The organism is Caulobacter sp. P1_D6 (assembly GCF_056406095.1).
In genome coordinates this window covers 58245-83706 of sequence record NZ_JBFUAW010000001.1, presented here as the reverse complement: position 1 = coordinate 83706, position 25462 = coordinate 58245, and the positions used below count along the sequence as shown (strand labels likewise).

21 protein-coding genes are annotated in these 25462 nt (G+C 69.3%); 10 read left to right on the top strand and 11 right to left on the bottom strand.

Annotation, left to right across the window (positions count from 1 at the left end; genetic code table 11):
* Window positions 1-30 precede the first annotated feature (30 nt).
* A complete protein-coding gene (locus AC1DYP_RS00350) occupies window positions 31-1107 on the bottom strand; it encodes a tartrate dehydrogenase (RefSeq protein WP_477044632.1) in 1077 nt (358 codons plus the stop codon).
* A gap of 260 nt (window positions 1108-1367) precedes the next feature.
* A complete protein-coding gene (locus AC1DYP_RS00345; protein WP_477044631.1) occupies window positions 1368-2138 on the bottom strand; it encodes a GntR family transcriptional regulator in 771 nt (256 codons plus the stop codon).
* Window positions 2139-2284: 146 nt separating this feature from the next.
* On the opposite strand from AC1DYP_RS00345, the gene AC1DYP_RS00340 reads away from it, so the two are divergent.
* Window positions 2285-3622: a CitMHS family transporter gene (locus AC1DYP_RS00340; protein WP_477044630.1), complete on the top strand. Its 1338-nt coding sequence runs from the start codon at window positions 2285-2287 to the stop codon at window positions 3620-3622.
* Window positions 3623-3803: 181 nt separating this feature from the next.
* Here the strand turns inward: AC1DYP_RS00340 and AC1DYP_RS00335 are convergent, their stop codons facing one another.
* Both AC1DYP_RS00335 and AC1DYP_RS00330 read right to left on the bottom strand, forming a co-directional pair.
* A complete protein-coding gene (locus AC1DYP_RS00335; protein ID WP_477044629.1) occupies window positions 3804-4727 on the bottom strand; it encodes a LysR family transcriptional regulator in 924 nt (307 codons plus the stop codon).
* 13 nt (window positions 4728-4740) lie between these two features.
* Entirely contained in the window at window positions 4741-5745 is a 1005-nt protein-coding gene (locus AC1DYP_RS00330; RefSeq protein WP_477044628.1) for a phosphoglycerate dehydrogenase, read from the bottom strand.
* Window positions 5746-6029: 284 nt separating this feature from the next.
* Here AC1DYP_RS00330 and AC1DYP_RS00325 point away from each other — a divergent pair, with 284 nt between their 5' ends.
* From AC1DYP_RS00325 to AC1DYP_RS00305, 5 genes are read left to right on the top strand one after another with little or no spacing between them, the layout of a single operon-like run.
* Window positions 6030-7415 carry an acyclic terpene utilization AtuA family protein gene (locus AC1DYP_RS00325; protein ID WP_477044627.1) on the top strand — a complete coding sequence of 462 codons (1386 nt, stop codon included), beginning with the start codon at window positions 6030-6032 and terminating at the stop codon, window positions 7413-7415.
* Entirely contained in the window at window positions 7415-7723 is a 309-nt protein-coding gene (locus AC1DYP_RS00320) for a DUF4387 domain-containing protein (RefSeq protein ID WP_477044626.1), read from the top strand. Before AC1DYP_RS00325 ends, AC1DYP_RS00320 begins: the two co-directional genes overlap by 1 nt.
* A gap of 12 nt (window positions 7724-7735) precedes the next feature.
* On the top strand, window positions 7736-8497 hold the full coding sequence (locus AC1DYP_RS00315; RefSeq protein WP_477044625.1) for a class II aldolase/adducin family protein: 762 nt from the start codon (window positions 7736-7738) through the stop codon (window positions 8495-8497).
* Window positions 8469-9572, top strand: a complete 1104-nt coding sequence (locus AC1DYP_RS00310; protein ID WP_477044701.1) for an AbrB family transcriptional regulator — start codon at window positions 8469-8471, stop codon at window positions 9570-9572. Before AC1DYP_RS00315 ends, AC1DYP_RS00310 begins: the two co-directional genes overlap by 29 nt.
* 45 nt (window positions 9573-9617) lie before the next feature.
* A complete protein-coding gene (locus tag AC1DYP_RS00305; protein WP_477044624.1) occupies window positions 9618-10778 on the top strand; it encodes an alpha-hydroxy-acid oxidizing protein in 1161 nt (386 codons plus the stop codon).
* 59 nt (window positions 10779-10837) lie between these two features.
* Here the strand turns inward: AC1DYP_RS00305 and AC1DYP_RS00300 are convergent, their stop codons facing one another.
* On the bottom strand, window positions 10838-11635 hold the full coding sequence (locus AC1DYP_RS00300; RefSeq protein WP_477044623.1) for a MipA/OmpV family protein: 798 nt from the start codon (window positions 11633-11635) through the stop codon (window positions 10838-10840).
* Window positions 11636-11944: 309 nt separating this feature from the next.
* Here AC1DYP_RS00300 and AC1DYP_RS00295 point away from each other — a divergent pair, with 309 nt between their 5' ends.
* From AC1DYP_RS00295 to AC1DYP_RS00280, 4 genes are all read left to right on the top strand, one after another.
* A complete protein-coding gene (locus tag AC1DYP_RS00295) occupies window positions 11945-14110 on the top strand; it encodes a TonB-dependent receptor (protein ID WP_477044622.1) in 2166 nt (721 codons plus the stop codon).
* Window positions 14111-14551: 441 nt separating this feature from the next.
* Window positions 14552-15661, top strand: coding sequence for a putative urea ABC transporter substrate-binding protein (locus AC1DYP_RS00290; RefSeq protein WP_477044621.1), 1110 nt, complete (start codon window positions 14552-14554; stop codon window positions 15659-15661).
* A gap of 72 nt (window positions 15662-15733) precedes the next feature.
* Window positions 15734-16552 carry an ABC transporter permease gene (locus AC1DYP_RS00285; RefSeq protein ID WP_477033323.1) on the top strand — a complete coding sequence of 273 codons (819 nt, stop codon included), beginning with the start codon at window positions 15734-15736 and terminating at the stop codon, window positions 16550-16552.
* A gap of 1 nt (window position 16553) precedes the next feature.
* Window positions 16554-17315, top strand: coding sequence for an ABC transporter ATP-binding protein (locus tag AC1DYP_RS00280; protein WP_477033322.1), 762 nt, complete (start codon window positions 16554-16556; stop codon window positions 17313-17315).
* 4 nt (window positions 17316-17319) lie between these two features.
* On the opposite strand, the gene AC1DYP_RS00275 is transcribed toward AC1DYP_RS00280, so the two are convergent.
* The 6 genes from AC1DYP_RS00275 to AC1DYP_RS00250 all read right to left on the bottom strand — a co-directional run bounded on the left by AC1DYP_RS00275 (window position 17320) and on the right by AC1DYP_RS00250 (window position 25266).
* On the bottom strand, window positions 17320-17643 hold the full coding sequence (locus AC1DYP_RS00275; RefSeq protein WP_477044620.1) for a DUF3892 domain-containing protein: 324 nt from the start codon (window positions 17641-17643) through the stop codon (window positions 17320-17322).
* Between the two features lie 180 nt (window positions 17644-17823).
* Window positions 17824-19689, bottom strand: a complete 1866-nt coding sequence (gene atzF, locus AC1DYP_RS00270; RefSeq protein ID WP_477044619.1) for an allophanate hydrolase — start codon at window positions 19687-19689, stop codon at window positions 17824-17826.
* The gene (gene uca, locus AC1DYP_RS00265; protein WP_477044618.1) at window positions 19686-23327 is read right to left on the bottom strand and encodes an urea carboxylase; all 3642 of its coding nucleotides are present in this window, start codon (window positions 23325-23327) and stop codon (window positions 19686-19688) included. The genes atzF and uca overlap by 4 nt, the downstream gene beginning before the upstream one ends.
* A 7-nt stretch (window positions 23328-23334) precedes the next feature.
* Window positions 23335-23964 carry an urea amidolyase associated protein UAAP2 gene (locus AC1DYP_RS00260; protein WP_477044617.1) on the bottom strand — a complete coding sequence of 210 codons (630 nt, stop codon included), beginning with the start codon at window positions 23962-23964 and terminating at the stop codon, window positions 23335-23337.
* A 7-nt stretch (window positions 23965-23971) separates the two neighbouring features.
* A complete protein-coding gene (locus AC1DYP_RS00255) occupies window positions 23972-24796 on the bottom strand; it encodes an urea amidolyase associated protein UAAP1 (RefSeq protein WP_477044616.1) in 825 nt (274 codons plus the stop codon).
* Window positions 24796-25266 carry a CopG family ribbon-helix-helix protein gene (locus AC1DYP_RS00250; RefSeq protein ID WP_477033316.1) on the bottom strand — a complete coding sequence of 157 codons (471 nt, stop codon included), beginning with the start codon at window positions 25264-25266 and terminating at the stop codon, window positions 24796-24798. The genes AC1DYP_RS00255 and AC1DYP_RS00250 overlap by 1 nt, the downstream gene beginning before the upstream one ends.
* Window positions 25267-25462 lie beyond the last annotated feature (196 nt).

Genomic DNA, 25462 nt, shown 5'->3' with positions numbered 1-25462 from the left:
GCGGCGGCGATTGCACGACGCAAGGCCCGCTCAGACCAGCGCGTCGGCGATCGCCCGCCCGCAGGCCTCCGTGGACAGCGGGCCGCCGAGGTCGCGGGTCCGCAGGGCGGGCTGGGCCAGGGTGGATTCGATCGCCGCGACGATGGCGGCGGCGGCCTGGCGTTCTCCCAGATGGTCCAGCATCAGGGCGGCCGACCAGATCTGCCCCACCGGATTGGCGATCCCCTGGCCGGCGATGTCCGGCGCGCTGCCGTGCACCGGTTCGAACAGCGAGGGGAAGGCGCGCTCGGGATTGATGTTGCCGGCCGGCGCGATGCCGATGGTGCCGGTGCAGGCCGGGCCCAGGTCCGACAGGATGTCGCCGAACAGGTTGGAGGCCACCACCACGTCGAACCAGTCCGGGTGCTGCACGAAATGAGCTGTCAGGATGTCGATATGGTACTTGTCCCAGCGCACGTCGGGATAGGCCGGGGCCATGGCTTCGACCCGCTCGTCCCAGTACGGCATGGTGATGGCGATGCCGTTGGACTTGGTCGCCGAGGTCAGGTGCTTCTTCTCGCGGCGCTGGGCCAGCTCGAAGGCGAACTTCAGGATGCGGTCGACGCCGACCCGCGTCATCACCGTCTCCTGCATCACGATCTCGCGCGGCGTGCCGGGAAAGATCCGTCCGCCGATCGACGAGTATTCGCCCTCGGTGTTTTCGCGCACGACGTAGAAGTCGATGTCGCCGGGCGCGCGGTTGGCCAGCGGACTGGGCACGCCCGGCATCAGCTTGACCGGCCGCAGATTGACGTACTGGTCGAACTCGCGACGGAACTGGATCAGCGAGCCCCATAGCGAAACGTGGTCGGGCACGGCCTCGGGCCAGCCGACGGCGCCGAAGAAGATCGCGTCATGGCCGCCGATCCGGCTCTTCCAGTCGTCCGGCATCATCTGGCCGTGCTTGAGATAGTAGTCGCACGAGGCGAAGTCGAAATGGTCGAACGCGAAGGTGCAGCCGTAGCGCGCGGAGACGGCCTCCAGCACCCGCAGCCCTTCGGGGACGACTTCCTTGCCGATCCCGTCGCCGGGAATGACGGCGATGCGGTAGTGGCGCGCTTGGCTCATGAAAACCCCCTCGGACGAAACCCTGGCTGGTTAGGCCAGGGGCGGAGGGGCAGGGCCAATGCGGAATTCGGATGAAACGATGCCGCGGGTGGCGGATCGAGGACCGTCGAGCGTCGGAACCACTTCATCCGCCCGGAAAGCACGGCCGGAAAGCTGAAAACCGCTCCCGGCGCACGCCCATTCCGCTCCGCCTAAAAATGGATGCAATTGCGAACGTTCTTGGATGACGTTATGGCTGAGGTCCAGAGACTGATGATCGATCAGCGGCGGGTGGCGATCGCATGAAGACGGCGTTTCGTAGAGAGGACATGGTCGGTCATGATCCGGCCCGCCTCGGCGCTGTCCTGGCGTCGGATGGCGTCGAGCAGCCGTTCGTGGTCGCCCTGCGACGACAGCAGGTGCTCCGGCGTGGTCGCCGCGACCTGCCTCAGGCGCAGCGGGACGGCCGCCGCCACGCTGGGGCACAGCCGGGCCGGGTCGCCGAACACCGGATAGATCAGGGTCATCCGGATGGCGTTGCGCAGCACCTTGTTCTGCGACGCGTGATGGATCGAGCGGTGGAAGGCGTGGTTCAGCTCGTACCACTCGATCTCGGCTTTCTCCGACCATTCGCCGCGATCCAGGATGGCGCGCCCCCGGTGGACCAGGTCGGCCAGCCGATCCAGCGCCGGGGCCTCCCAGCCCAGGTCCACCGACATCCGCGCGGCCTGGCCCTCGAGCCCGGCCCGAACCTCGATGGAGTCGAACACGTCGCCGATGGTCACGGCGCGGACGGTGTAGCCGCGATTGATCCCGTAATCGACCAGACCCTCGGCCGACAGCACGGCCAGGGCGCTGCGGATGGGAGTGCGCGACACGGCCAGCTCGGTCGCCAGGCCCTCGGCCCGCAGACGGGTTTCCGGGGGGATCTGTCCGGTGACGATCATTTCGCGCAGGCGCATCAGGACCGTGTGTGTCGCCGGCTCGGTCTGCGGCGGGTCGGCCAGGGGCGTGCTCAGGTCTGGACTTTGGCCTGCCGGTTTCGTCGCCATACGTTCCGTATCTCCCAAGGCCGGCTCGAGTCCGGCCCGCTATTCCTTCCTTACACCGCTACCTCGTCGAACGCGCAAGACTTCGGCCGAGCCTTGACCTCAACTCACCTGAAAAGGCGGCCCCTGGCCGGCCCGGAGATCGCCTCGTGATCGAGCTGCTGCTTCAACCCGCCGTGCTTGGTCTGGCGATGGTGGTCACCTTCATGATCTTGATCATGACCAAGCGGATGTCGGCGATCGCCGCGCTTCTGGTCGTGCCGATCGTGTTCGGACTTCTGGCCGGCGCCGGGGCCGGGCTGGGCGAGATGATCCTCAAGGGGGTAGGGCAGGTCGCGCCCACGGCGCTGATGCTGTCGTTCGCCGTGCTCTACTTCGCGATCATGATGGACGCGGGCCTGTTCGACCCGCTGGTCAACAAGGTGCTGGCGGTCGTCGGCGAGGATCCGATGCGGATCAGCCTGGGCACGGCCATCCTGGCCATGCTGGTCTCGATCGACGGCGACGGCACGACCACGGCGCTGATCGTGATCACCGCCTTCCTGCCGGTCTATCGCCGGGTGGGCATGAACCCGCTGATCCTGGCGACCTTGCTGGGCCTGTCCAATTCGCTGATGAACTACGTGCCCTGGGGCGGTCCCTCGGCCCGCGCCGCCGCCGCCGTCCATGTCGACCTGGCCGACGTCGTGGGGCCGCTGCTGCCGGCCATGGGCGTGGGTCTTCTCGGCGTTCTCGGCTTGGCCTGGCTGTTCGGGAAATCGGAACGCAAGCGCCTGGCGTTCACCGGCGTGGCCGGGACCGCCGACCCCGGCGCCGCTGTCACGGCCTTGCCGCCGACCCTCGACGCCGAGCGCGCCGCCATCCGCCGTCCGAAACTCTTCTGGTTCAACCTGGTTCTGACCGTCGGCCTGATCCTGGGGATGATCCTGGGCCTGGCGCCGCTGCCGGTGCTGATGATGGGCGCCTTCGCGGTGGCCGCGACGGTCAACTATCCCCGGGTCTCGGACCAGAAGGCCCGGTTGGCGGCCCACGCCGACAATGTCGTCAATGTCGTCGTCCTGCTGTTCGCGGCAGGGGCCTTCACCGGCATCCTCAACGGTACGGGCATGTCCAACGCCATGGCCACCGCCGCCCTGGCGGTCATCCCGCCGCAGATCGGTCCATTCCTGGCGCCGATCACCGCTTTGGTCAGCATGCCCCTGACCTTCGTGATGTCCAACGACGCCTACTATTTCGGCGTGGTCCCGGTGATCGCCAACGCCGCCGCCGGTTTCGGGATCGAGCCGGCCGCCATCGCCCGCGCCTCGCTGATCGGCCAGCCCGTCCACTCGATGAGCCCGCTGCTGGCGCCGATCTACCTGGCCTGCGGCCTGCTGGGGGTCGACGTCGCCGACGCCCAGAGGTTCGCGCTGAAATGGGCCGTGCTGACCAGCCTGCTGGTGCTGGGCGTGGCCATGCTGACGGGCGCGATCCCGGTGGTCGCCTGATCCCAGTCTTCTAATCGAAGACCGGCATGGAACCATGCGCGGCAGGCCGTCGTCCGTCCCCGGCTTCCCGCGTAACGTCCAAGGCGTCTCATCGAGACAATCTTGGACTACCTCGTCCTGAACAACTCACCCGGGCGCGCCGTCACCCTCGGTGCGCCCGGCGTCTTTCCGGGCGACCGGCTCAGCCCGGCTCGCCCGAGCGAGCCTTGAGCATCGTCCAGAACGCCTCGGCCGCGGCGGTCTGGCGGGCGCGGGGGCGGTAGAGGCGGATGTCGATGGGGATGTCCCATTGCTCGTCGCCGGCCCGGACCAGCACGCCCAGCTCCAGATCGCGGGCGATCAGGCTCATCGGCATCCAGGCCACGCCGCGCCCGGCCCGGGCCATTTCCGCCAGCACCGTCGCCACATGGGCCGTGAAGGTCGGCGCCAGCCAGACCGACGGCCCCTCCAGGGCGTGGGTCGAGGCGAGGATGCGGCCCATGCCCGAGACCTCGCTGAAGGCCAGGTAAGGCACTGGCGCGCCCAGGTCGCCCGGCAGCACGAAGCGGGGGCGCTGCGGATCGTCCGGAGCCGGGGCGCTGACCGGAACCAGGGTGTCGGTCCCGAGGTCCACCGAGACGAAGTAGTTCGGCTTGAACGACACCGGCGTCGAGGGGTGATGGTGGCACAGCAGGAACTGGGCCTGGCCCTGCAGCATCATCCGCTCGCAGCCGGCCATGTTGTCGGTGACCAGGCTGACCGTGGAGCCCAGGGGATGCTCGGCCTCGATCTCTTCCAGCCATCGGGGGAAGAAGGTGATCGACAGGGCGTGGGTCGAGGCGAAGCGCAGGGTGGTGGTCGAGCCCTCGGCGATGGCCCGGGCCTGCTCGCGTCCCAGATAGAGCCGGCGCAGCAGGTCCTCGGCGTTGGGACGCCATTGTTCGCCCGCCGGAGTCAGGGCGACGCGGTGGGTGTCGCGGTTGAACAGCGGCGCGCCCAGCCAGGTCTCCAGCAGACGGATGCGGCGGCTGAACGCCGGCTGCGAGACGTTGCGCGCCTCGGCCGCGCGCCCGAAATGCTGATGCTCGACGAGCGCGAGGAAGTCTTCGAGCCAGTCGAGCTCCATGATCGTCCTCCGCCTAGCGGCCTTCGCGGCCGTCGGCGACGACACACTCCGGCGCGGGGTCGTCACCGTCAAGAACGGCGACGATGGACCGCGCCGCCACCATGTTGGTCCGGTCCAGGCCCTCGCGCGACGAGGCGGCGGCATGCGGCGTGCCGATCACGTTGGGCAAGTCCAGCAAAGCCTGGGACACCGGCTTGTAGGCGGGGTCGCTCTCGCTGACATAGACATCCAGCCCCGCGCCGGCCAGGCGGCCTGCCCGCAGCGCGTCCAGCAGGTGGGCGTCCTCGACCAGGCCGCCGCGCGCGGTGTTGATCAGGATCGTCGTGGGCTTCATCGCGTCGATAGCCTTCGCGTCGATCAGGAAACGGGTCTCCGGGGTCAGGGGCGCGTGCAGGCTGACATAGTCGCTGCGGGCCAGCAGTTCGTGCAGGTCGACGAACTGGACGCCCGTCGCCCGGGCGTAGTCCGGATCCGGACGCGGGGTATGGACCAGGACCTTGCAGTCGAAGCCGGACAGGCGCTTGACGACGCTCTTGCCGATCCGCCCCAGGCCCACAAGGCCGACGGTCTTCTCGCAGAGGTCCGACCCCATCAGGATCGACCAGTCGCCGTCGAGCATCCGCTGCTGGGACTCGCGCAGCCGGCGGCCGACCGCTAGCATCAGGCTGATCGTGTGGTCGGCCACCGAGGCGTCGTTGCCGCCCGCCGCGATGGTCACGACCCGGCCCAGGTCGCGCGCCGCGGCCAGGTCGACCCGCTCATGACCCACGCCCCGGCGCGAGACGATCCGCAGGTCGGGCAGGGCGGTCAGCAGCTCGCGCGTCACCCGCGCATGGCCGACGATCCAGCCCGCCGCGCCGTCCAGGATCTCGACCAGGGCGTCATGGCTCAGGTCGCCGTCGGCCTTGCCGGGCGGCAGTGGCGCGATCGTCACCTCGCAGCCGTGGGACCGCAGATAGGCGTGGGCGCGGTCGTCGAAGAAGCGCTGGGTGACTACGACCTTGCGGGCGCCGAGCATGTTTTATCTCCAGGCATTGAACAGTCGGCGCAGGGGATGCGCCCGGGTGTTTCCGCGCCAGATCGCGGCGCGCATCATTCGATCCAGGTTTCGCAACACGGGCCCTTGGGAGCGCGTATCGCCGACGGCGTCTCGCCTTTCCGAAGGCGCGCGAGAGAGCGTCTTTCCCATCGCTAGCGAAGTGTCGGCTATTTTGCATCCAAAAACTTGACCCATTGCATCCTGCGGCGCTAGTGGACTCCAGACGGCCGGCAAGGGCCGAAGTTTTGTTGGGTGGGAAGCGCATGTTCGAAGGCCCTATCAAGATCATCGTCCCCGTGGGCTCGCTCGGCGCCGGCGTGGTCGAGGAGGAGGTCCGTCGGGGCGTCGCCCTGGGCGCCCACGCCATCGCCACCGACGCCGGTTCGACCGACAGCGGGGCGGCCTATCTGGCCCTGGGCATGTCGAAGAACAATCGCGGCTCGGTGAAACGCGACCTGACCATCCTGATGAAGGCCGGCGCCGAGGCGGGCATTCCCGTCATCGTCGGCACCAGCGGCCAAGCGGGCGGCGACAAGAACGTCGACTGGACCCGCGACATCGCCGTCGAGATCGCCCGCGAACTGGGCCTCTCGCCCCGCATCGCGCTGCTCTATTCGGAACAGGACAAGGGCGTTCTCAAGGCCCGGAACGCCGCGGGCAAGATCACGCCCCTGGCGCCGCTGGGCCCGCTGGACGACGCGACCGTCGACAGCTGCGATCACATCGTCGCCGCCATGGGGCCGGAGCCCTACATGGCCGCCTTGCAAGCCGGCGCCGACATCATCCTCGGTGGCCGCACCACCGACACGGCGGTCATCGCCTGCTTCGCCCTGCTTCACGGCGCCCCCGAGGGCGCGTCCTGGCACGCGGGCAAGGTCTCCGAATGCGGTTCGCAATGCGCCGTCTACCGGGATCGCGGCTCCGGCGTCCTGCTGTCCATCGGCCAGGACGGTTTCGAGGTCGAGCCGCTGGCGGCGAACAACCGCTGCGACCCCCACAGCGTGTCGGCCCACATGCTGTACGAGAACAGCGACCCCTTCCGCCTGACCGAGCCCGGCGGCGTGCTGGACGTGACCCATGCGGTCTACACGCCCGTCGACGACCGCACGGTCAAGGTCACCGGGTCGGTCTGGGATCCCAAGCCCTACACGATGAAGCTCGAAGGCGCGGCCGGCGGCCGCTACCAGACCCTGATGCTGGTCGGCATCCAGGATCCGGACGTGCTGGGCCGCGTCGACGAGTTCCACGACAAGATGCTGGCCGCCCTCTACGAGCGGGCCCGCAAGTCGACCGGTCTGGACGACGCCGACTTCCACATCTCGCTGCGGATGTACGGCTGGAACGCGGTGTCGGGCGACCGGCCGCCGCCCGGCACGCCGGCCCCGCGCGAGATCGGCGTGTTGTTCGTCGCCACCGCCGACACCCAGGAACTGGCCACCCAGATCGCCAAGGCCTGCAACGCCTACTTCTTCCACTACCCGATCTCGATGGACAAGGAGCTGCCCAGCTACGGCTTCGCCTTCACGCCGGCCGACGTCGAGCGCGGCCAGGTCTACGAGTTCAAGCTCAACCACGTCGTCCAGGTCGACGATCCCATGGAACTGGTCCGCACCGCCTGGATCGACCTGCGCAAAGAGGAAGCCGCCTAATGACGACCGTCAGCGACGTCTGCCATCACGTGCGCTCCAAGAACGCCGGCCCCTACTGGGTGACGTTCGACCTGTTCTTCAAGGGGCCGGACGTCTTCGCCAAGTACGGCGACAGCCCGGCCCTGGGGCCCGACCTGCTGCACCGCCTGTTCGGCGCCGATCCGGCGCTGGTGAAGCGCTTCTCGGTGCCCAGCCTGAACGTGGTCAAGATCTCCTACGCCCGGGCCACGCCGCAGGGTGGGGAGGTCGAGCGCGACATGCACTGCGGCCAGCAGTTCGTGCGGCTGCTCGACGTTCAACTGGACTGAGGAGGCACGACGATGAACGCTTACGCCTTGGACATCACGCCCGATCAGGCCGACGCCCTGGAAGCCGCGGTCCGGATTGATCTCGCCGCGGCCTACCGGCTGGTGGCGCTGTTCGGCTGGGACGACCTGGTCTTCACCCACATCTCGGCCCGCGTGCCGGGGCCCGAGCACCACTTCCTGATCAATCCGTACGGCTGGATGTTCGAGGAGATCACCGCCTCGTCGCTGGTCAAGGTCGACCTGCAGGGCAACGTGGTCGGGGAGAGCCGGGAGATGGTCAATCCGGCCGGCTTCACCATCCATTCGGCGATCCATGACGCGCGGAAGGACGCCGGCTGCGTGATGCACTTGCACACGGTGGCCGGGACCGCCGTCTCGTCCCAGGAGGCGGGCCTGCTGCCGCTGAACCAGACCGCGATGCTGCTGAACGGCCGGGTCGCCTATCATGACTTCGAGGGCGTGGCCCTGAACCACGACGAGCGCCCGCGCCTGGTGGCCGACCTGGGCGACAAGACCGCCATGATCCTGCGCAACCACGGCACCCTGGCGACCGGCCGTTCGGTCGCCGAGGCGTTCACGACCATGTATTTCCTCGAGCGCTCCTGCGAGATGCAGGTGGCGGCCCAGGCGGGCGGTCCGCTGCGCATTCCCCATGACGACGTCCAGGACGTGGTCGAGCAGCAGTCGCAGGGGCTGAGCGTGGTGGCGGACAAGCTGGTCTGGCCGGGCCTGCTGCGCCGTCTGGATCGCCAGAACCCCGGCTACGCCGCCTGATGCGACCCGACGATCGGCGGCCTGGATGAGCCGCCTGCTGGATCGGGCCTGGGCGCAATGGACGCTTCTGGTCGTCGTGACCGCGGTTCTGGTCGTGGGGCTGAAGGCGCTGCACGCGCCCGCCGCCCTTCTGCTGGGACCGCTGGCCGTGGGCATCGCGTTCGGGGTGAGCGGCGCGACGATCCGGCCGCCGCCGCTGCTGCGGGTCGCCGGCTCGACCTTGATCGGCTGCCTGGTGGCCGTGGCGCTGGGGTCGGCCATGGGGCCGGCCTTGCTGGGACGCCTTCCGGCCTTCCTCTATATCGGCCTGTCGACTCTCGGCCTCAGCCTGGGGCTGGGCTGGCTGTTGGCGAGGGCAGGGTGGTTCGAGGGCTCCACGGCCGTCTGGGGCCTGTCGCCGGGCGGCTCGGCCAGCATGATCGCCTTGGCGCAAGAGACCGGCGCCGACGCGCGGATCGTCGCCCTGATGCAGTATTTCCGGGTGCTGCTGGTGGCCAGCTCGGCCATCGCCCTGGCCCATCTGGCGGCGCCGCTGCCTTCGGGTCATCCGCACAACGTGGGTTGGCTGCCGCCTCTGGATTTCCTGGGTCTGCTCGGTGCTCTGGTCCTTTGCGTGGCGGGCGGGATACTGGCCAAGGTCCTGAAGTTTCCGGCCGGCGTCTTCCTTATCCCGGGCCTGACGGGCGCCGCTCTGCTGGCGACAGGCTGGTTCCATCTGCAGGTTCCCCCTGTCCTGGCCGCCCTGGCCTATGCGGTGGTCGGCTGGACGATCGGCCTCAGCTTCACGCGGCCGACCCTGCTGCACAGCGCGCGGGCCCTGCCCAGGATCGTGGGCTCGGCCCTGGCGCTGATCGCCGTCTGCGCGGCGTCCGGTCTGCTGGTCAGCTGGGCCTGCGATGTCGACCTGCTGACCGGCTACCTGGCCACCAGCCCCGGCGGCGTGGACTCCATCCTGATCATCGCCGCCTCGACGCCGGTGGATCTACCGTTCATCCTGTCGGCCCAGGTGGTGCGCATCATCCTGGTGCTGCTGCTGGGGCCCTACGCGGTGGGGTTCCTGGCGCGGCGTACTTGAAAAATCCGTTCGGCGATCAGCGCCGGCAGTCTTGGAGGGAAGCCCGTGGCCTACGGCGACTATCAGAACGAGATCTACTTCAAGGGCCTGCACGGCGTGAAGCCGGCCTGGCCCGTGGATTTCGCGACGCTGGAGCAGCGGGCCGCCGCGGCCCTGCCGCCGTCGGTGCTGTCCTACGTCCAGGGCGGTTGCGGCGACGAGTTCACCCAGAACCATAACGCCCACGCGTTCCGGCACTGGGGGCTGATCCCCCGCATGATGGTCGACTGCACGCGCCGCGACCTGTCGGTGAACCTGTTCGGACTGACGCTGCCGACGCCGCTGTTCATGGCGCCGATCGGCGTGATCGGCCTGTGCACCCAGGACGGCCACGGCGACATCGCCACGGCCCAGGCGGCCGCCGCCACCGGCGTGCCGATGGTCGCCTCGACCCTGACCAACGATCCGATGGAAGACGTCACCGCCGCCATGGGCGATACGCCCGGCTTCTTCCAGCTCTATACGCCCAAGGACAAGGGCGTGGCCGAAAGCCTGGTGCGCCGCGCCGAGGCGGCCGGGTTCAAGGGCATCGTCGTGACCCTGGACACCTGGATCACCGGCTGGCGGCCGCGCGACCTCAACGACGCCAACTTCCCGCAGCTGCGCGGCCACGTCCTGGCCAACTACTTCTCCGACCCGGCCTTCCGCGCGCTGCTGGCCAAGCCGCCGGAAGAGGATCTGCCGACCGCCGTGATGACCTGGGCCCAGACCTTCGGCAAGCCGCTGACCTGGGCCGACCTGCCGTGGCTGCGCTCGCTGACCAAGCTGCCGCTGATCCTCAAGGGCATCTGCCATCCGGACGACGCCCGCCGAGCCATCGACGGCGGCGTGGACGGGATCTACTGCTCCAACCACGGCGGTCGCCAGGCCAATGGCGGCGTGGCGGCGATCGACCTGCTGCCGGGGGTGGTCGAGGCCAGCGGCAAGACGCCGGTGCTGTTCGACTCCGGCGTCCGCTCGGGCAGCGACGTGGTCAAGGCGCTGGCCCTGGGCGCGACGGCGGTCGGGGTCGGACGGCCCTATGCCTATGGCGCGGCCCTCGGCGGCGCGGCGGGCGTCACCCATGTCCTGCGCAGCATCCTGGCCGAGGCCGACCTGCTGATGGCCGTCGACGGCTATCCGACCATCGCCGATCTGAAAGCCGCCGGGCTGGTCCGCGTGGACTGAACGGCGGGGAGGGCGCGCCGGACCGGGCTTCGACGATCCGGCGCGGTAGAGATGGGCGGCTAGAAGCGGTAGGCGACCGCGACGGCGGCCGAGAACTGGTCGGCCGAGCCCTCGGTCTGGACGATCGGGCTGTCGGCGAAATCGCCCATCAGGCGCTTGTAGCTGCCCAGCAGCTGCAGGTCCCACTTGTCGGTCAGGGCGTAGCCGACCTTGGCCGACAGCCCGACATCGCGGACGCCGGCCTTGAGGTTGTAGCCCGGCAGGCCGCTGCGCACCGCGTCGGCGGCGCTGACGCCGAAATAGGTCTGGGCGTACTTCTTGTCGACATAGCTGACCTTGACTCCGCCGCCCACGGTCCAGCGCTTGTCGATGCGCTTGCCGTAGGTCAGCCCCAGGGCCGCCACCGCGCCGTCCGAGGTGTTGGAAGTGTCGGTCAGGTAGCTGGTCTGGAAGCTCAGTTCGTCGTTCTCGGCCAGGATGTCGGGGCGGCTGTAGGCGATGAAGCCGCCCGCCTCGAAGGCGTCGTCGATCTCGGCCATCCGGCCCACGCGGACGCTTTTGACGTCGTCCTTGCGGCCGCTCTCGATGTCCATCATCGGCCCGAAGGCCCAGCCCTTGATCGACGAGACGTTCAGCCGGAGCTGCTCGCCCTGAAAGTCGAGATAGTAGGCGCCGTAGTAGATGCGGCCGGCCACGTAGGGCGTGGCCTCCAGGTCGTCGGAGCCCATGTAGTCGGGACGCGCGCCGGCCCCCGCCGCGACGACGCCGGACCATGCCCGCTCCTGGGCCTCGGCGCTCACCGGTATGGCCAGGGCGGGCAGCAACAGCAGCAGCGGATTGAGGGGGAGAAATTGCATCGAGAACTCCTTGGATGCGGGGCGGCGCGTGCCGGCGATCGGCCGATGACGCCACGGTTCAGCTCAAATTGGATGCAAACGTGGCTATTTATGGATGCCGCAAATAGCGGCGACGCTTGATTGGAGCCGTGAGCTCGCCGATCGGCGGAAAACTCGAGGAAATTCAGGGCTGGCCGGAGAGGGCTTGTCACCACATCATCCAGTGCATCAATTGATTGCATCCAATTTATTGACCCGCGCGATCCAATCCTTCTATGGTTCGATGCCCGGGTCCGCCCGAGGACAAAACAAAAAAGGGGAGGATGCGTGATGACGACCAGTCGAAGGATTCTGGCGTGCGGCGCCGCGATGGCGGCCTTGGCCAGCGCCGGCCAGGCGACGGCCCAGACCGCGCCGGCGGCGGCCGCGACGCCGCCGGAAGCCGTTTCGCTCGACGAGATCGTCGTCACCGCGCAACGGCGCAGCGAGCGCCTGCAGGACGTGCCCGTGACGGTCACCGCCTTCGGCGCGGAGGAAGTGCGCCAGGCCCGGATCCGCGAGATCGACGACGTGGCCACCCGGACGCCCGGCCTGAACTTCGACGCCTTCCCGGCCTCGCAGCCGCGCATCGCCATTCGCGGCATCGGCTCTTCCGATCGCGGCGCGGCGGGCGATCCCAGCTCGGCGGTGTTCCTGGACGAAATCTATCTGGGCCGACCAGCTGCCGTGGCCTTCGACGCCTTCGACGTCTCGCGCATCGAGGTGCTGAAGGGCCCGCAGGGCACGCTCTATGGCCGCAACGTCGTGGGCGGGGCGATCAATGTCGTCACCAACCGCCCCGATTTCGACGGCGTCGACGCCGCGGGCGAAGTGACGGCCGGCAACTACGAGCGCTACGAGGCCGCGGGCTACGTCAACGCGCCGTTCGCCGACGGCAAGGCGGCGTTCCGGGCCAGCGGCAGCTGGCGAACCCATGACGGCTACGTCAAGAACACCTTCACCGGCGGCCGGGTCGAGGATCAGGACACCCGCAGCGGCCGCCTGCAGCTGGCCGTCCAGCCGAAGGAGTCCCTTCGACTGCTGGTGACCGTCGACGGCACGCTCGACCGCGGGGCTGGGCCCGGCCAGCACGTGCTGGATCTGGACGACACCGATCCGCTGTCGGCCTTCTGGACCATCGACCGCGACCGCAAGCACACGGCCGGTTCGACGGACGGCTACCAGAACCGCGACACCTGGGGTGTGCGCGGCCAGATGGACTGGGACCTGTCGTTCGCCACCCTGACCTATCTGGGGGCCTATCGGGACCTGGACTATCACGTCGCCTACGACTTCGACGGCGGCAACCCCAGCACCAACTTCATCGACATCTCGGGCGGCAACGACGAGGACAGCCACTTCGCCAGCCACGAAGTCCGGCTGAGCGCCTTGCCCGACAGCCGCATCCAGTGGGTCGCGGGCTTCTACAAGTACGACAGCAAGACCCTGCGCGACGACATCCTGGCCCTGGACATTGGCGGCCAGGGCGCCGAGATCTACGCCCAGGACGCCAAGCTCGACAGCTACGCGGTGTTCGGCGACGTCACCGTGCCGGTCGGCGACAAGCTCTCGCTGATCGGCGGCCTGCGCTATTCCAAGGACAAGAAGGACTATCGGGTCTCCAACACCGAGGGCGACTCGGTGTTCCGCGCCGACGACGTCTTCGACGTCAGCGTTTCGGGGACCTACGACGCGGTGACCTATCGCGCCGGGGCCAACTACCACCCGGCCGAGGACCAGCTCTACTACGTGATGGTCTCGAAGGGCTTCAAGAGCGGCGGGTTCCAGGACACGCCCAGCTCGGCCGAGGACGCCGCCCAGGGCTTCGAGCCGGAATACGCCACCCAGTACGAGGTGGGCCAGAAGAGCACCTTCCTGAACGGCGCCCTGACCTGGAACAACACGCTCTACGTGATGAAATACAGCGACCTGCAGACCAAGCGCACGGACGGCCTGAACATCATCACCGACAACGCCGGCAAGGCGACGATCAAGGGCTACGAGACCTATCTCAGCTGGCGGCCGTTCGCCCGCGCCCGCCTGGTGGCCAGCTACGGCTACACCGACGCGCGCTTCGACGAGTTCGAGCCGGAGCCGGGCGTGGACTACGCCGGCAACCAGATCTCGCGCACGCCCAAGCACAAGGTGGTGCTGTCGCCATCCTACGACCTGTCGCTGGGCGAGCGGGGCGAACTGCGGTTCGCCGTCGACTACCGCTACGAGAGCCACATCTACGACGACAACTCCAACACCGGTCCCGAACAGCGCCCGGCCACCAACTTCGTCGACGGCCGCATCGTCTACAGCGCGCCCTCGGACAAGCTGGCCCTGTCGCTGTGGGGCAAGAACCTGAGCAACGAAGTGACCCGGACCTATCAGGGCACGTTCCTGGGGGCGAACTTCGGCGCCTACAATCCTCCCCGGACCTTCGGCGTCACCTTGAGCGTCAAGATGTAGGCGCGTTCGGGCGGTCGGCTCCGGGGGGGGGCGACCGCCCGCTTTTCACATGATTTCGTTCGCCACCGCGGGGAGGCCTTCGATCCCCCAAATCCGCGCCTTAGGGCTCGATCAGGTCAGCCAGTATCGGTCGCCCCGCGCCACGAAGCCTTCGCGGACCAGGCGCCAGAGGTTTTTCGCCAGTTTGGAAAGCATGATCGCGACCTCCCTGCGAAGGCCTCACGCTGCGTGATGAAGGGGATGGTGGCAAACCCGGCCTCGGCGCGGCGTGGAAGCGGGGCGAGAACGGCGCGCGATGCGGCGCCCGTGGGCCCTGGGGCCTGCTTTTTTGGCAGATCGGCGTGGTGGAGGGCGCGCCGGCGGCCTGCTGTCGGTATTACGATTGCGACAACTCGTAATATGTCGAACGCTGCCTTCAGCGAATTTGGAGGGAGCCCGCTCATGACTGTCTTGTTCACCCGCAAGCGTTTCATCGCGGCCATGGCCGCGTCCTGCCTGGCCCTGGCCTCGTGCGGGCCCAAGCCCGCCGAGAAGGCGGAAACCGCCCCGGCGGCCGCTCCGGCGAAGACCAGCTACAAGATCGGCTGGACGATCTACGCCGGCTGGATGCCGTGGGCCTACGCCCAACAGTCGGGCATCGTGAAGAAGTGGGCCGACAAGTACGGCGTCGAGATCGAGCTGGTGCAGATCAACGACTACGTGGAGTCCCTCAACCAGTTCTCGGCCGGCAAGCTGGACGGCGTCACCGCCACCAACATGGACGCCCTGACCGTCCCGGCCGCCGCCGGCAAGGACACCACCGTCCTGATGATCGGCGACTATTCCAACGGCAATGACGGGGTGATCCTGAAGAACGGCGCGACGCTGGCCGACATCAAGGGCCGACCGGTCAACCTGGTCGAGCTGTCGGTCTCGCACTACCTGCTGGCCCGGGCGCTGGAGACGGCGGGCCTGAAGATGCCCGACATCAAGACGGTCAACACCTCCGACGCCGACATCGTGGCCGCCTACAGCGCGGCCGACACCAAGGCCCTGGTGACCTGGAACCCGCAGCTGTCGGAAGTGAAGAAGATGCCGGGCGCGACCCTGGTGTTCGACAGCTCCAAGATCCCGGGCGAGATCCTCGACGGCCTGATGGTCAGCACCGAGGAGCTGAAAGCCAACCCCAACCTCGGCAAGGCCCTGACCGGCATCTGGTACGAGACCATGGCCCTGACCGTGGCCCAGACCCCGGAGGGCAAGGCCGCCCGCGAGGCGATGGCCAAGGCGTCGGGTTCGGACCTGGCCGGCTTCGAGAGCCAGCTGAAGACGACCTACCTCTACGCCGACCCCAAGGCCGCCCTGGCCGCGACGGTCAGCCCGGACCTGGTCACCGCCAACGACCGCGTCCGCAAGTTCAGCTTCAGCATGGGCCTGTTCGGCCAAGGGGCGAAGTCGGTGGACGACATCGGCATCAGCTTCCCCAATGGCAAGACGCTGGGCGATCCGGCCAATGTGAAGCTGCGCTTCGATCCTACCTATGTGCAGCAGGCGGCGGACGGCAAGCTGTAGCCTGACACCAAACCGCTCCGTCCCGATCCGGGGCGGAGCGGTCCCCGTCACGACAAGGATCCAATCCGCTTCATGCGCCGCTTGTTGAACGTCAGACCGAGGGGCGGCCTCAGCGTCCTGCTGGGCCTGCTGCCGCTGCTGGCGGTGGCGCTGGTCTATCTGATGGCCTCCCAGGCCCGCCACGCCGAGAACCCGCGCGACAAGTTGCTGCCCACGCCGACCGCCATGGTCGAGGCGGTGCAGATGATGGCCAGCGTCGACCCGCTGACCGGCGACGCGCCGCTGGTGGTCGACACCGTCGCCAGCCTCCAGCGGATCGGGACCGCCCTGGCGATCTCGACCACGCTCGCCTTGGTGCTGGGTCTCAGCTTGGGTCTGCTGCCCATGCTGAGGGCCAAGTTCGGGCCGCTGGTGGCGGCTGTAGCCGTGGTGCCGCCGATCGCGGTGTTGCCGATCCTGTTCATCGTCTTCGGCCTGGGCGAGACCGCCAAGATCGCCTTGATCGTGATCGGCATCACCCCGGTCATGGTCCGCGACCTGGCCGCACAGGTCGGCGCCATTCCCGAGGAGCAGCTGGTCAAGGCCCAGACCCTGGGCGCCAGCACCTGGCAGCTGGCCCTGAGGGTGGCGCTGCCCCAGGCCATGCCGCGCCTGATCGACAGCCTGCGCCTGTCGCTGTGCCCGGCCTGGGTCTATCTGATCTCGGCCGAGGCCATCGCCGCCGATGTGGGCCTGGGCTACCGAATCTTCCTGGTCCGCCGCTATCTGTCGATGGACATCATCCTGCCCTACGTCGTCTGGATCTCGATCCTGGCCGTGGCCATGGACGTGGCGCTGAAGCTGGTCAGCCGCCGCTTCTACCCCTGGGCCCATCCGGTGCGGGGGCGCTGAGATGGACCTGCTGACCTTCCGCAACGTCTGGGTGGAGTACGGCGACAAGGTCGTGCTCGAGAACGTCGACCTGTCGATCAAGCAGGGCAGCTTCGTCTCGATCGTCGGGCCGTCCGGCGCGGGCAAGAGCACCTTCCTGCGCCTGGCCCTGGGCCAGGAGGCGCCGAGCAAGGGCGCGATCGACCTGGACGGCCGCAAGCTGCGCGCCGAGCCGGGTCCAGACCGGGGCGTGGTGTTCCAGAAGTATTCGGTGTTCCCGCACCTCAGCGCCCGCGACAACGTGGTGTTCGGCCTGGACTGCGCGGGCTCGATGTTCCGCGGTCGGCTGTCGGGCGCCAAGCGTCGGGCGGCCGAGGAGCAGGCGAACGCCATGCTGGCCGCGGTCGGCCTAGGCGACAGCGGCGACGTCTATCCGGCCCAGATGTCGGGCGGCATGCAGCAGCGCCTGGCCATCGCCCAGGCCCTGATCAAGAAACCGCGCATCCTGCTGCTGGACGAGCCGTTCGGCGCGTTGGACCCGGGCGTGCGCCTGGACATGCACGAGCTGATCACCGGCCTTTGGCGCGAGCACGGCCTGACCATCATGATGGTCACCCACGACATCAAGGAGGCCTTCAAGCTGGGCACCCGCGTCCTGGCCTTCGACAAGCGCCGCCGCGATCCGCAGGCGCCGCACCGCTACGGCTCGACGGCGGTCTACGACTTCCCGTTGGACAAGCCCGGCGCTGTAGGGCCGGAGGCGCTGGCGGGGCTAGGCGGCTAGGCGGCTAGGCGACCTGCGCGCTGGCGGCGACCAGCTCGGCTTCGAACTGCGGATTGGCCGGCAGCTCCAGCAGCTTGTGGGGCTCGTTGCGGTCATCGGCCGTCTTGAGATAGCGGGCGCCCGTTCGGCTGGTCAGGGCCTCGACCTTCACCTCGACACCGTCGCGCACCACGAAGAACCGCCGCTGACCGGCGTCCAACAGCTTGATCGCCTGCCGGATCGTCAGCGCCCAGGGCTCCGGCGAGTCGCCGCCGATATGGCTGATCCGCTCGTAGGTGGTGTGACGTCCGTTCTGGGCGATCCAGGTGATTTCGGCGGTTTTGGCCATCGTATTTCCGAGTCCGGGCAGGGCGCGCGGCGAGACCCGGCCAGGCGAAGGTCGCGGGGCCGGAACGTCGAAACGATTGTCTGCTGATGCGAAGGCGCCGAGGTCAGCGCGTGGGCGACCATAGCAGACTCTCGCGATTCCTGGGGAAAAATGCGTCGAAAGGGCCGTCGGGGCCCTCGGTCAGCCCGCCAGCGAGGCGATATAGGCCCGCCAGCCGCCCAGTTCGGTGATGTCCGTCGCGCCGTTCAGGGCGCGGGGTTCGGCGACGAAGCCCTTCACCGACGTCCCGTCCTCCAGGGTCACCGTGCCGATCGCCAGGGGCGCGGGAACCTCGGCGGTGAAGCTGCCGAAAGCCTCGAAATCCAGCTCGTAGACCTCGACCAGGATCGAGCTTCCGCCGTCGCCGACATGGATCAAAGCCGGCTTGGGCGGGGTGGTCTCGGCCATGGCGTAGAGCTTGTAGGCCGGGGCGGTCTTGGTCGCCGCAACCAGTCGAGCCTCGCGCGAAGTCAACTGCCAGTGCAGCGGCATTCCGGCCAGGTGGGCGCCGACCACGGCCAGCTTCACGCCGGGCTTGCGGGGCGTCAGGTCGAGGGGCGGCGTGTCGGCCATGGGGAAGGTCTCCAGGTAGCGCTCGGCCAGGGCCAGCAGCGCGCGGTCGGCGAAGGCCGGTCCGATCAGGGTGACGCCGAACCCGGTCCCGTTCTCACGGAAGCCGGCGGGGACGGCGAGGGCGCTCATGTCGAGCAGGTTCACGAAATTGGTGTAGAGGCCGAGGTTGGCGTTCAGCGCGATGGGCTCGGCCAGCACCTCCTTCAGGCGGTAGATGGTCGGAGCGGTGGGCAGCAGCATCACGTCCGCCGCCTCCCAGATCGCTTCGGCCGCGCGACGATAGGCCTCCAGGGCGTAGAGGCCCTTGAAGGTCTCGACGCCGGTGACCGCCACGCCGCCCTGGACGATGGCCCGCACGGTCGGATGGATCGCGCCGGGCGCCTCGCGCAGCAGGTCCTCCACGGCGGCGGTGCGCTCGGCCACCCAGGGACCGCTGTAGAGCAGCTTGGCGCAGTTCAGCAGCGGGGCGATGTCGATCTCGACGGGCGTCCCGCCGGCGCTGGTCAGGCGGTCGATGGCGGCGGCGTAGAGGGCGGCCGATTGCTCATCGCCGAGGAACAGGCGCTGGTCGGGTTTGGGGACGCCGAAGGTAAACCCCCTCCGGCCCTCCGGGCCACCTCCCCCAAGGGGGGGGGATCTGGCGCTCAGATGCTCCCCTTCTGGGGGAGCTGTCGCGGAGCGACTGAGGGGGGCTCGCCGCGAATAGTCGTCCTCGGGATCGAACGCCGTCAGCGCCTCGTCCACCAGCGCCGCGCCGGCCAAGTCGGCGGCGAAGACGCTGATGCAGTCCAGAGAGCGGCAGGCGGGAACCAGGCCGCGCGTGCTCCACCGACCCTTGGACGGCTTCAGCCCGATCAGGTGATTGAACGCGGCCGGCACCCGGCCGGAGCCGGCGGTGTCGGTGCCGAGGGCGAAAGCCACCAGCCCCGCCGCCACGGCCACCGCCGAACCGGAGCTGGAGCCGCCGCTGACATAGGCCTGGTCGAACACGCACAGCGGCGCGCCGTAGGGGCTGCGAACGCCCACCAGGCCGGTGGCGAACTGGTCCAGGTTGGTCTTGCCGATCAGCACCGCTCCGGCGGCGACCAGCCGCTCGACCACGGTCGCCGAACGGTCGGGCACGTAGGCGAAGGCCGGGCAGGCGGCGCTGGTGGGTAGGTCGGCGACGTCGATATTGTCCTTCACCGCGAACGGCACGCCGGCCAGGGCCAGGGTCTCGCCGGCCGCGATCCGGGCGTCCACGGCGCGGGCCTGGGCCAGGACCGTCTCGGCGGGCAGGCGCAGGATCCAGGCCTGGGGCTGGATTTCGTCATAGGCGACGACCGCGTCGAGCGCGGCCTGGGCGACCTCGACCGCGCTGGCGCCGCCCCCTTCCTTCTGGGCGTTCACGGCCTCGGCGATGGCGGTGACCGACAGGCGCTGGAAGTCGCTCACGCGGCGGCCTCCCCAAGGGCGAGCAAGTCGGGCGCGATGGCCACGATCGGCGCGCCGGCGGCGATGGCCTGGGCCGGCTGGGCGTAGACGGCCGTGACCACGCCGGCTGTCGGGCTGTTGACGTCGCATTCGGCCTTCATGGCCTCGATCACGGCGATCACCGCTCCGGCTTCGACCCGCTGGCCGGGCTCGACCAGCACCTTCCAGACATTGCCGCCCAACGGGGCCTCGACCAGGTCGCTGCCGTCGGGGACCGTGACAGCCGCCGCCTCGCCGTCGTCGTCGGCCACGCTGGACAGGGCCTCGACCCGCGCGAACTCGCCCTTGGCCTCCCAGTCGGCGCGCTCGGCGTCGAAGGCGGCCTGGCGCGTGGCCTGGAAGGCGGCGATGCTGTCGGCGTTCTGCGCCAGCATCTTGCGATAGTCCGACAGGCGGAAGGTCTCTTCTTCGACGCGGATCTGGCGACGCCCCAGCGGGAAGTCGCGGCGCCACTCGACCAGCTCCTCGGCGCTGACCGGGAAGAAGCGGATCTGGTCGAAGAACCGCAGCAGCCACGGCTTGCCGTCCACGAAGGCGTCGGTCTGGCGCCAGGTGTTCCACACCTGGATGGTCCGCCCGAACAGCTGGTAGCCGCCCGGACCCTCCATGCCGTAGATGCACATGTAGGCCCCGCCGATGCCCACCACGTTGGGCGGGGTCCAGGTGCGGGCCGGGTTGTACTTGGTGGTCACCAGGCGGTGGCGCGGGTCGACCGGGGTGGCGACCGGCGCGCCCAGATAGACGTCGCCCAGACCCATCACCAGGTAGCGGGCGTCGAAGACGATGCGCTGGACGTCGTCGATGCTCTCCAGGCCGTTGACCCGCCGGATGAACTCGATGTTGTCCGGGCACCAGGGCGCGTCGTCGCGGACGGCCTGCATGTACTTGTCGATGGTCTGGTAGATCGCGGGATCCTTCCAGCTCAGCGGCAGATGCACGACGCGCGACGGGATCTCGAAATCGTCCAGCCCGCCGAGGCGCTCCTCGGCCGTGGTCAGGGCTGCCAGCAGGTCGGCTTGGGTCAGGCGGCGGCTGTCGTAGTGCACCTGCAGCGAGCGGATGCCGGGGGTCAGGTCGATGACGCCGGGCAGGGCCAGCGCCTGCAGATCCAGCAGCAGGGCGTGGATGCGCAGGCGCAGTTCGAGGTCCAGCACGATGGGGCCGTACTCGACGAGCAGGTGCTGGTCGCCCTGGCGGCGGTAGGTGACGTGGGGGCGGTGACCTTGTTCCGGCAGCTCGGCCAGGATGGGGCTATCGAGCGCCTCGGTCGGGGACGGGCCCGGGGTCGCGACGGGGGGCGCGCGCAGCGTCGCAAGCAGCGCTTCCTGCTCGCCCAGCGCCAGGGCCGCCGCCGCGTCGTCCACGACGTCGAACCGCACCGTGTCCCCCGGCGCCAACTGTCCGGCCTTCCAGAGATCTGCCTGGATGATCACGAACGGACAGACGAACCCGCCCAGCGACGGGCCGTCCGGGCCCAGGATGATCGGCATGTCGCCGGTGAAGTCGATCGCCCCGATGGCATAGGCGTTGTCGTGGATGTTGGACGGGTGCAGCCCGGCCTCGCCGCCGTCGCGGCGTGCCCATTCGGGCTTGGGGCCGACCAGCCGCACGCCGGTGCGATTGGAGTTATAGTGCACCTTCCAGTCCGTGCCGCCGATCATCGTCACGTCGGCCGGGGTGAAGAAGTCCGGCGCGCCGTGCGGGCCTGGCAGGACGCGGATGGTCCATGCCTTGGTCGTGGCGGGGCGCAAGGGAGGCGGCAGGGCCGAGGCCGGGGACAGCGTGTCCCCGACAGCCAGTCGCAGCACGTCGCCGGCCGTCAGGTTGCGCCCGGCATGGCCGCCGAAGCCGCCCAGGGTGAAGGTCGAGCGGCTGCCCAGATAAACCGGCACGTCCAGCCCGCCCTGGAACAGCAGATAGCCGCGCAGGCCCGCGCCGACCACGCGGCCGATCTTCAGGGTCTGGCCGGCGGAGACGGCGATCGGGGCATAGGCCTCGACCGGCGCGCCGTCGAGCTTGGCGTCGAACGCCGCGCCGGTCAGGCACACCACGGCGGCGCGGTTGAACTTCAGCGTAGGGCCGAGGACGGTGATCTCCAGCCCGGCCGCGTCCTCGCCGTTGCCCAGCAGGCGGTTGCCCAGTCGGAAAGCGAAGGCGTCCATCGGGCCGGACGGCGGCACGCCGACGTCCCAGTAGCCCTGACGTCCGGGCCAGTCCTGCACCGTAGTGGCCGGACCGCCGCTGAGCACCTGGATGGTTTCGGGCGTCCAGGTCACGCTCTCCAGCGCCCGGGTCGAAACCTCGCCGCTGACGAAGGCTTCGGAGCGGACGACGGTGCGCAGCCAGTCGAGATTGGTCTCCAGTCCTGCTAGCCGCGTCCCGTCGAGCGCTGCCTGCAGGGCCGCGACCGCCGCCGGGCGGTCGGCCGCCGTGACGATCAGCTTGGCCAGCAGCGGGTCGTAGAAGGCGCTGACCTCGGTCCCGTCCACCACCCAGCCGTCGGCCCGGACGCCGTCGGGAAACGACACTTGGGTCAGCACGCCGGAACTGGGTCGATAGTCCTGGGCCGGGTCCTCGGCATAGAGCCGCACCTGGATCGACGCGCCCTTCGGCTCGGGCGGTGGGGCGTCGAGGAAGGCGAAGTCGCCCGCCGCGCCGCGCACCATCCACTCGACCAGGTCCACGCTCGTCACCTGCTCGGTGACGCCGTGCTCGACCTGCAGCCGGGTGTTGACCTCCAGGAAGAAGAAGTCGTCGCGCTCGGCGTCGTAGAGGAATTCCACCGTGCCGGCCGAGCGGTAGTTCGCCGCCGAGGCCAGGCGGACGGCGGCGTCCAGCAGGGCCGCGCGGGTGGCGGCGGGCAGGCCGGGGGCGGGGGTCTCCTCGACGACCTTCTGGTTGCGCCGCTGCAGCGAGCAGTCGCGCTCGCCCAGGGCCATGACCTTGCCGGCCCCGTCGCCGAACACCTGCACCTCGACGTGGCGGGCCTTGCGCACGTAGCGCTCGAGGAACACGCCGCCGTCGCTGAAATTGCCGGTCGCCAGGCGCTGGACGGCGGCGAAGGCCTCGCTGACCGCCTCGGCCGTCTCACAGACCCGCATGCCGATGCCGCCGCCGCCGGCCGTGGCCTTCAGGATGACGGGGAAGCCGATGCGCTCGGCCGCCTCCAGCGCCGCCGCCGGATCGACCAGCAGGTCCGTGCCGGGCGCCAGCGGCACGCCGTGGGCCTGGGCCAGATCCCGGGCGGTGTGCTTGAGCCCGAAGGCGCGGATGTTGTCGGCGGTCGGGCCGACGAAGGCGATGCCCGCCGCCTCGCAGGCCTCGGCGAAGCCCGCGTTCTCGCTGAGGAAGCCGTAGCCGGGATGGATGGCCTGGGCGCCGGTCGCCTTGGCCGCCGCCAGGATCAGGTCGCCGCGCAGGTAGCTCTCGGCGGCCGGGGCCGGACCGATGCGCACCGCCTCGTCGGCCAGGCTGACGTGCAGCGAGCCGGCGTCGGCGTCGCTGAACACCGCCACCGACTTCACGCCCATGGCCTTCAGCGTGCGGATGATCCGGCAGGCGATGGCGCCGCGGTTGGCGATCAGGACCTTGTCGAACATCAGGGGCCTATTCCGAAACGATCATGCGCACGGGCGTCGGGTCGAAGCCGTTGCAGGGGTTGTTGATCTGCGGGCAGTTGGAGACCACGACCACCACGTCCATCTCGGCCCGCAGGTCGACATAGAGGCCGGGGGCCGAGATGCCGTCGACGATGCCAAGCGCGCCGTCGGCCTCGACCGGCACGTTCATGAACCAGTTGACGTTGCTGACCATGTCGCGCTTGCCGCGCCCGTGGCGGGCGTTGGCGGTCAGGAAGTTCTCGACGCAGGCGTGCTGGGCCTTGGTGTGGTGGCCGTAGCGCAGGGTGTTGCTCTCGCACGAGCAGGCCCCGCCGATGGTGTCGTGATAGGCCACGGCCGTGGCGGTGACCGTCATCATCGGCGCGCCCTCGTTGGACAGCAGCACCGAGCCCTCGCGTAGGAAGACGTTGCCCTGGGCGGCGATGGTGTCCTGCGCGCTGTAGCGTTCGGCGTCGTCGGCGGCGCTGTAGGCCAGGAAGTCGACGGCCTGGTTGCCCTCCAGGTCGACGATCCGCAGGGTCTGGCCGGCCTTGACCGTGTGTAGCCAGGGCGCGCGCGCGGGCACGACCTCGTCATGGACGACGGCACCGGGCAGCGGGGGCGGGGAGTGGGTCATGCGGCCCTCAGCGACGGTAATAGTCTTCGACGTTCAGGAAGGCGCGCAGGCCCTCTGGCGTCGCGTTGCGGATCGGGTCGGCTTCCGGCGTGACCGGGCCGCGCCAGGCGGTGGCTCTCAAAGGCGTGACGGCGTAGGCCCGGCGCGGGTCCAGCACGTGCGGGCAGTTGGCCAGCACCACGATCAGGTCCATCTCGGCCCGCAGGGTGACGAACCGGCCGGGCGGGTAGGGGCCGACGTCGATCACCGTCTCGCCGCCCTGGGCGATCCGCACGTCCTTGAACAGGTTCAGGCAGGGGTGGATATCCTTGCGGCCCAGGCCGAACTTGGCCACGCCCAGCGAGAAGCGGTCGCGGGCGTTGGGGTGGGCGCCGTGGTTGAAGCCGTCGCCGTACTTGCGGGCGTTGCTGGCCTGGTTGGACGCGCCGCAGAAGGCGTCGTGGGTCCCGGCGGTGTCCTCGACCAGGCTGGCCAGCACCCGGCCCATGTCGGACAGCAGCAGGCGGCCCTGACCCAGATAGCCGTTCCACTGGACCTTCAGGGTGTCGGCGATGTTCAGCCGCTCGACCGGGCGTTCGGCGTTGAACAGCAGCAGGGACGGGCTGGCGTCGCCGGCCAGGTCGGTCAGGCGCAGGCGGGTCCCGCGCGCGATCTGGCGGCTCGCATAGCCGCCCGGGGCGATCGTCTCGTCCCAGACCACGTCGGCGGCGGAAACGCCCCGCGGCAGGTCGACGGCGTCGGTGGCCGGCACGGTGGGCATGGCCTCGGCGCGGGTTCCGGCCTGGGCGCGGGCGTGGGCCTGGGCGGCGTAGGGATCGGCGGTCTGGCTCATCAGGCCGGCGCTCCGTCTTCGCCGTGGAAATGCAGCGGCGGCAGCAGGGCGGTGGTGGTGACCAGCTTAATCTGCTGGACGCCGCGCACCTTGCGCAGGTCGTCGCACAGCTGCTGCAGGCGCTCGAACGGCCCCTGGACCAGCAGGACCTCCATGGCCTGGTCGTCCTCCAGGAAGACGTTCTGGGCCGAGATCACCTCCTTGACGAAGCTGAGCTGGGTCTGGGCCAGGGCGTGGCGCACCCGGCCGTTCTCGGCGCGGTAGATCAGGGTGATGGTGCCGGCCAGGACGGCGTCGGGACGCTCGGCGCTGTGCTCGGCCAGCTCGTGGCGGATCAGTTCGGCGATCATCTGCGAGCGGCTGGGCAGGCCGCGCTCGGCGACCATGGCGTCCAGCTGCGCCATCAGTTCGGCCGGCAGGCTGATGCTGAGGCGGGCGAGGGTTGAGGAGGGCGTGTCCATGGGAAGCATCCGATCGCGAATATTACGAAGGATGCAATATGTAATACTGGCGGCGGGCCCGGTCGATGCATGGCGCCTCGGTTTTGGGCGGCGCGCGACCGATCGTTACGCAGCCGAAGCGGCGTCAGGGCGCCGCCTGGATCAGACCGGGTCCGCGCGAAGCCGCGAACCTGAACGCAGGCCGGCGAGTGTCTTTGGAGAAGGG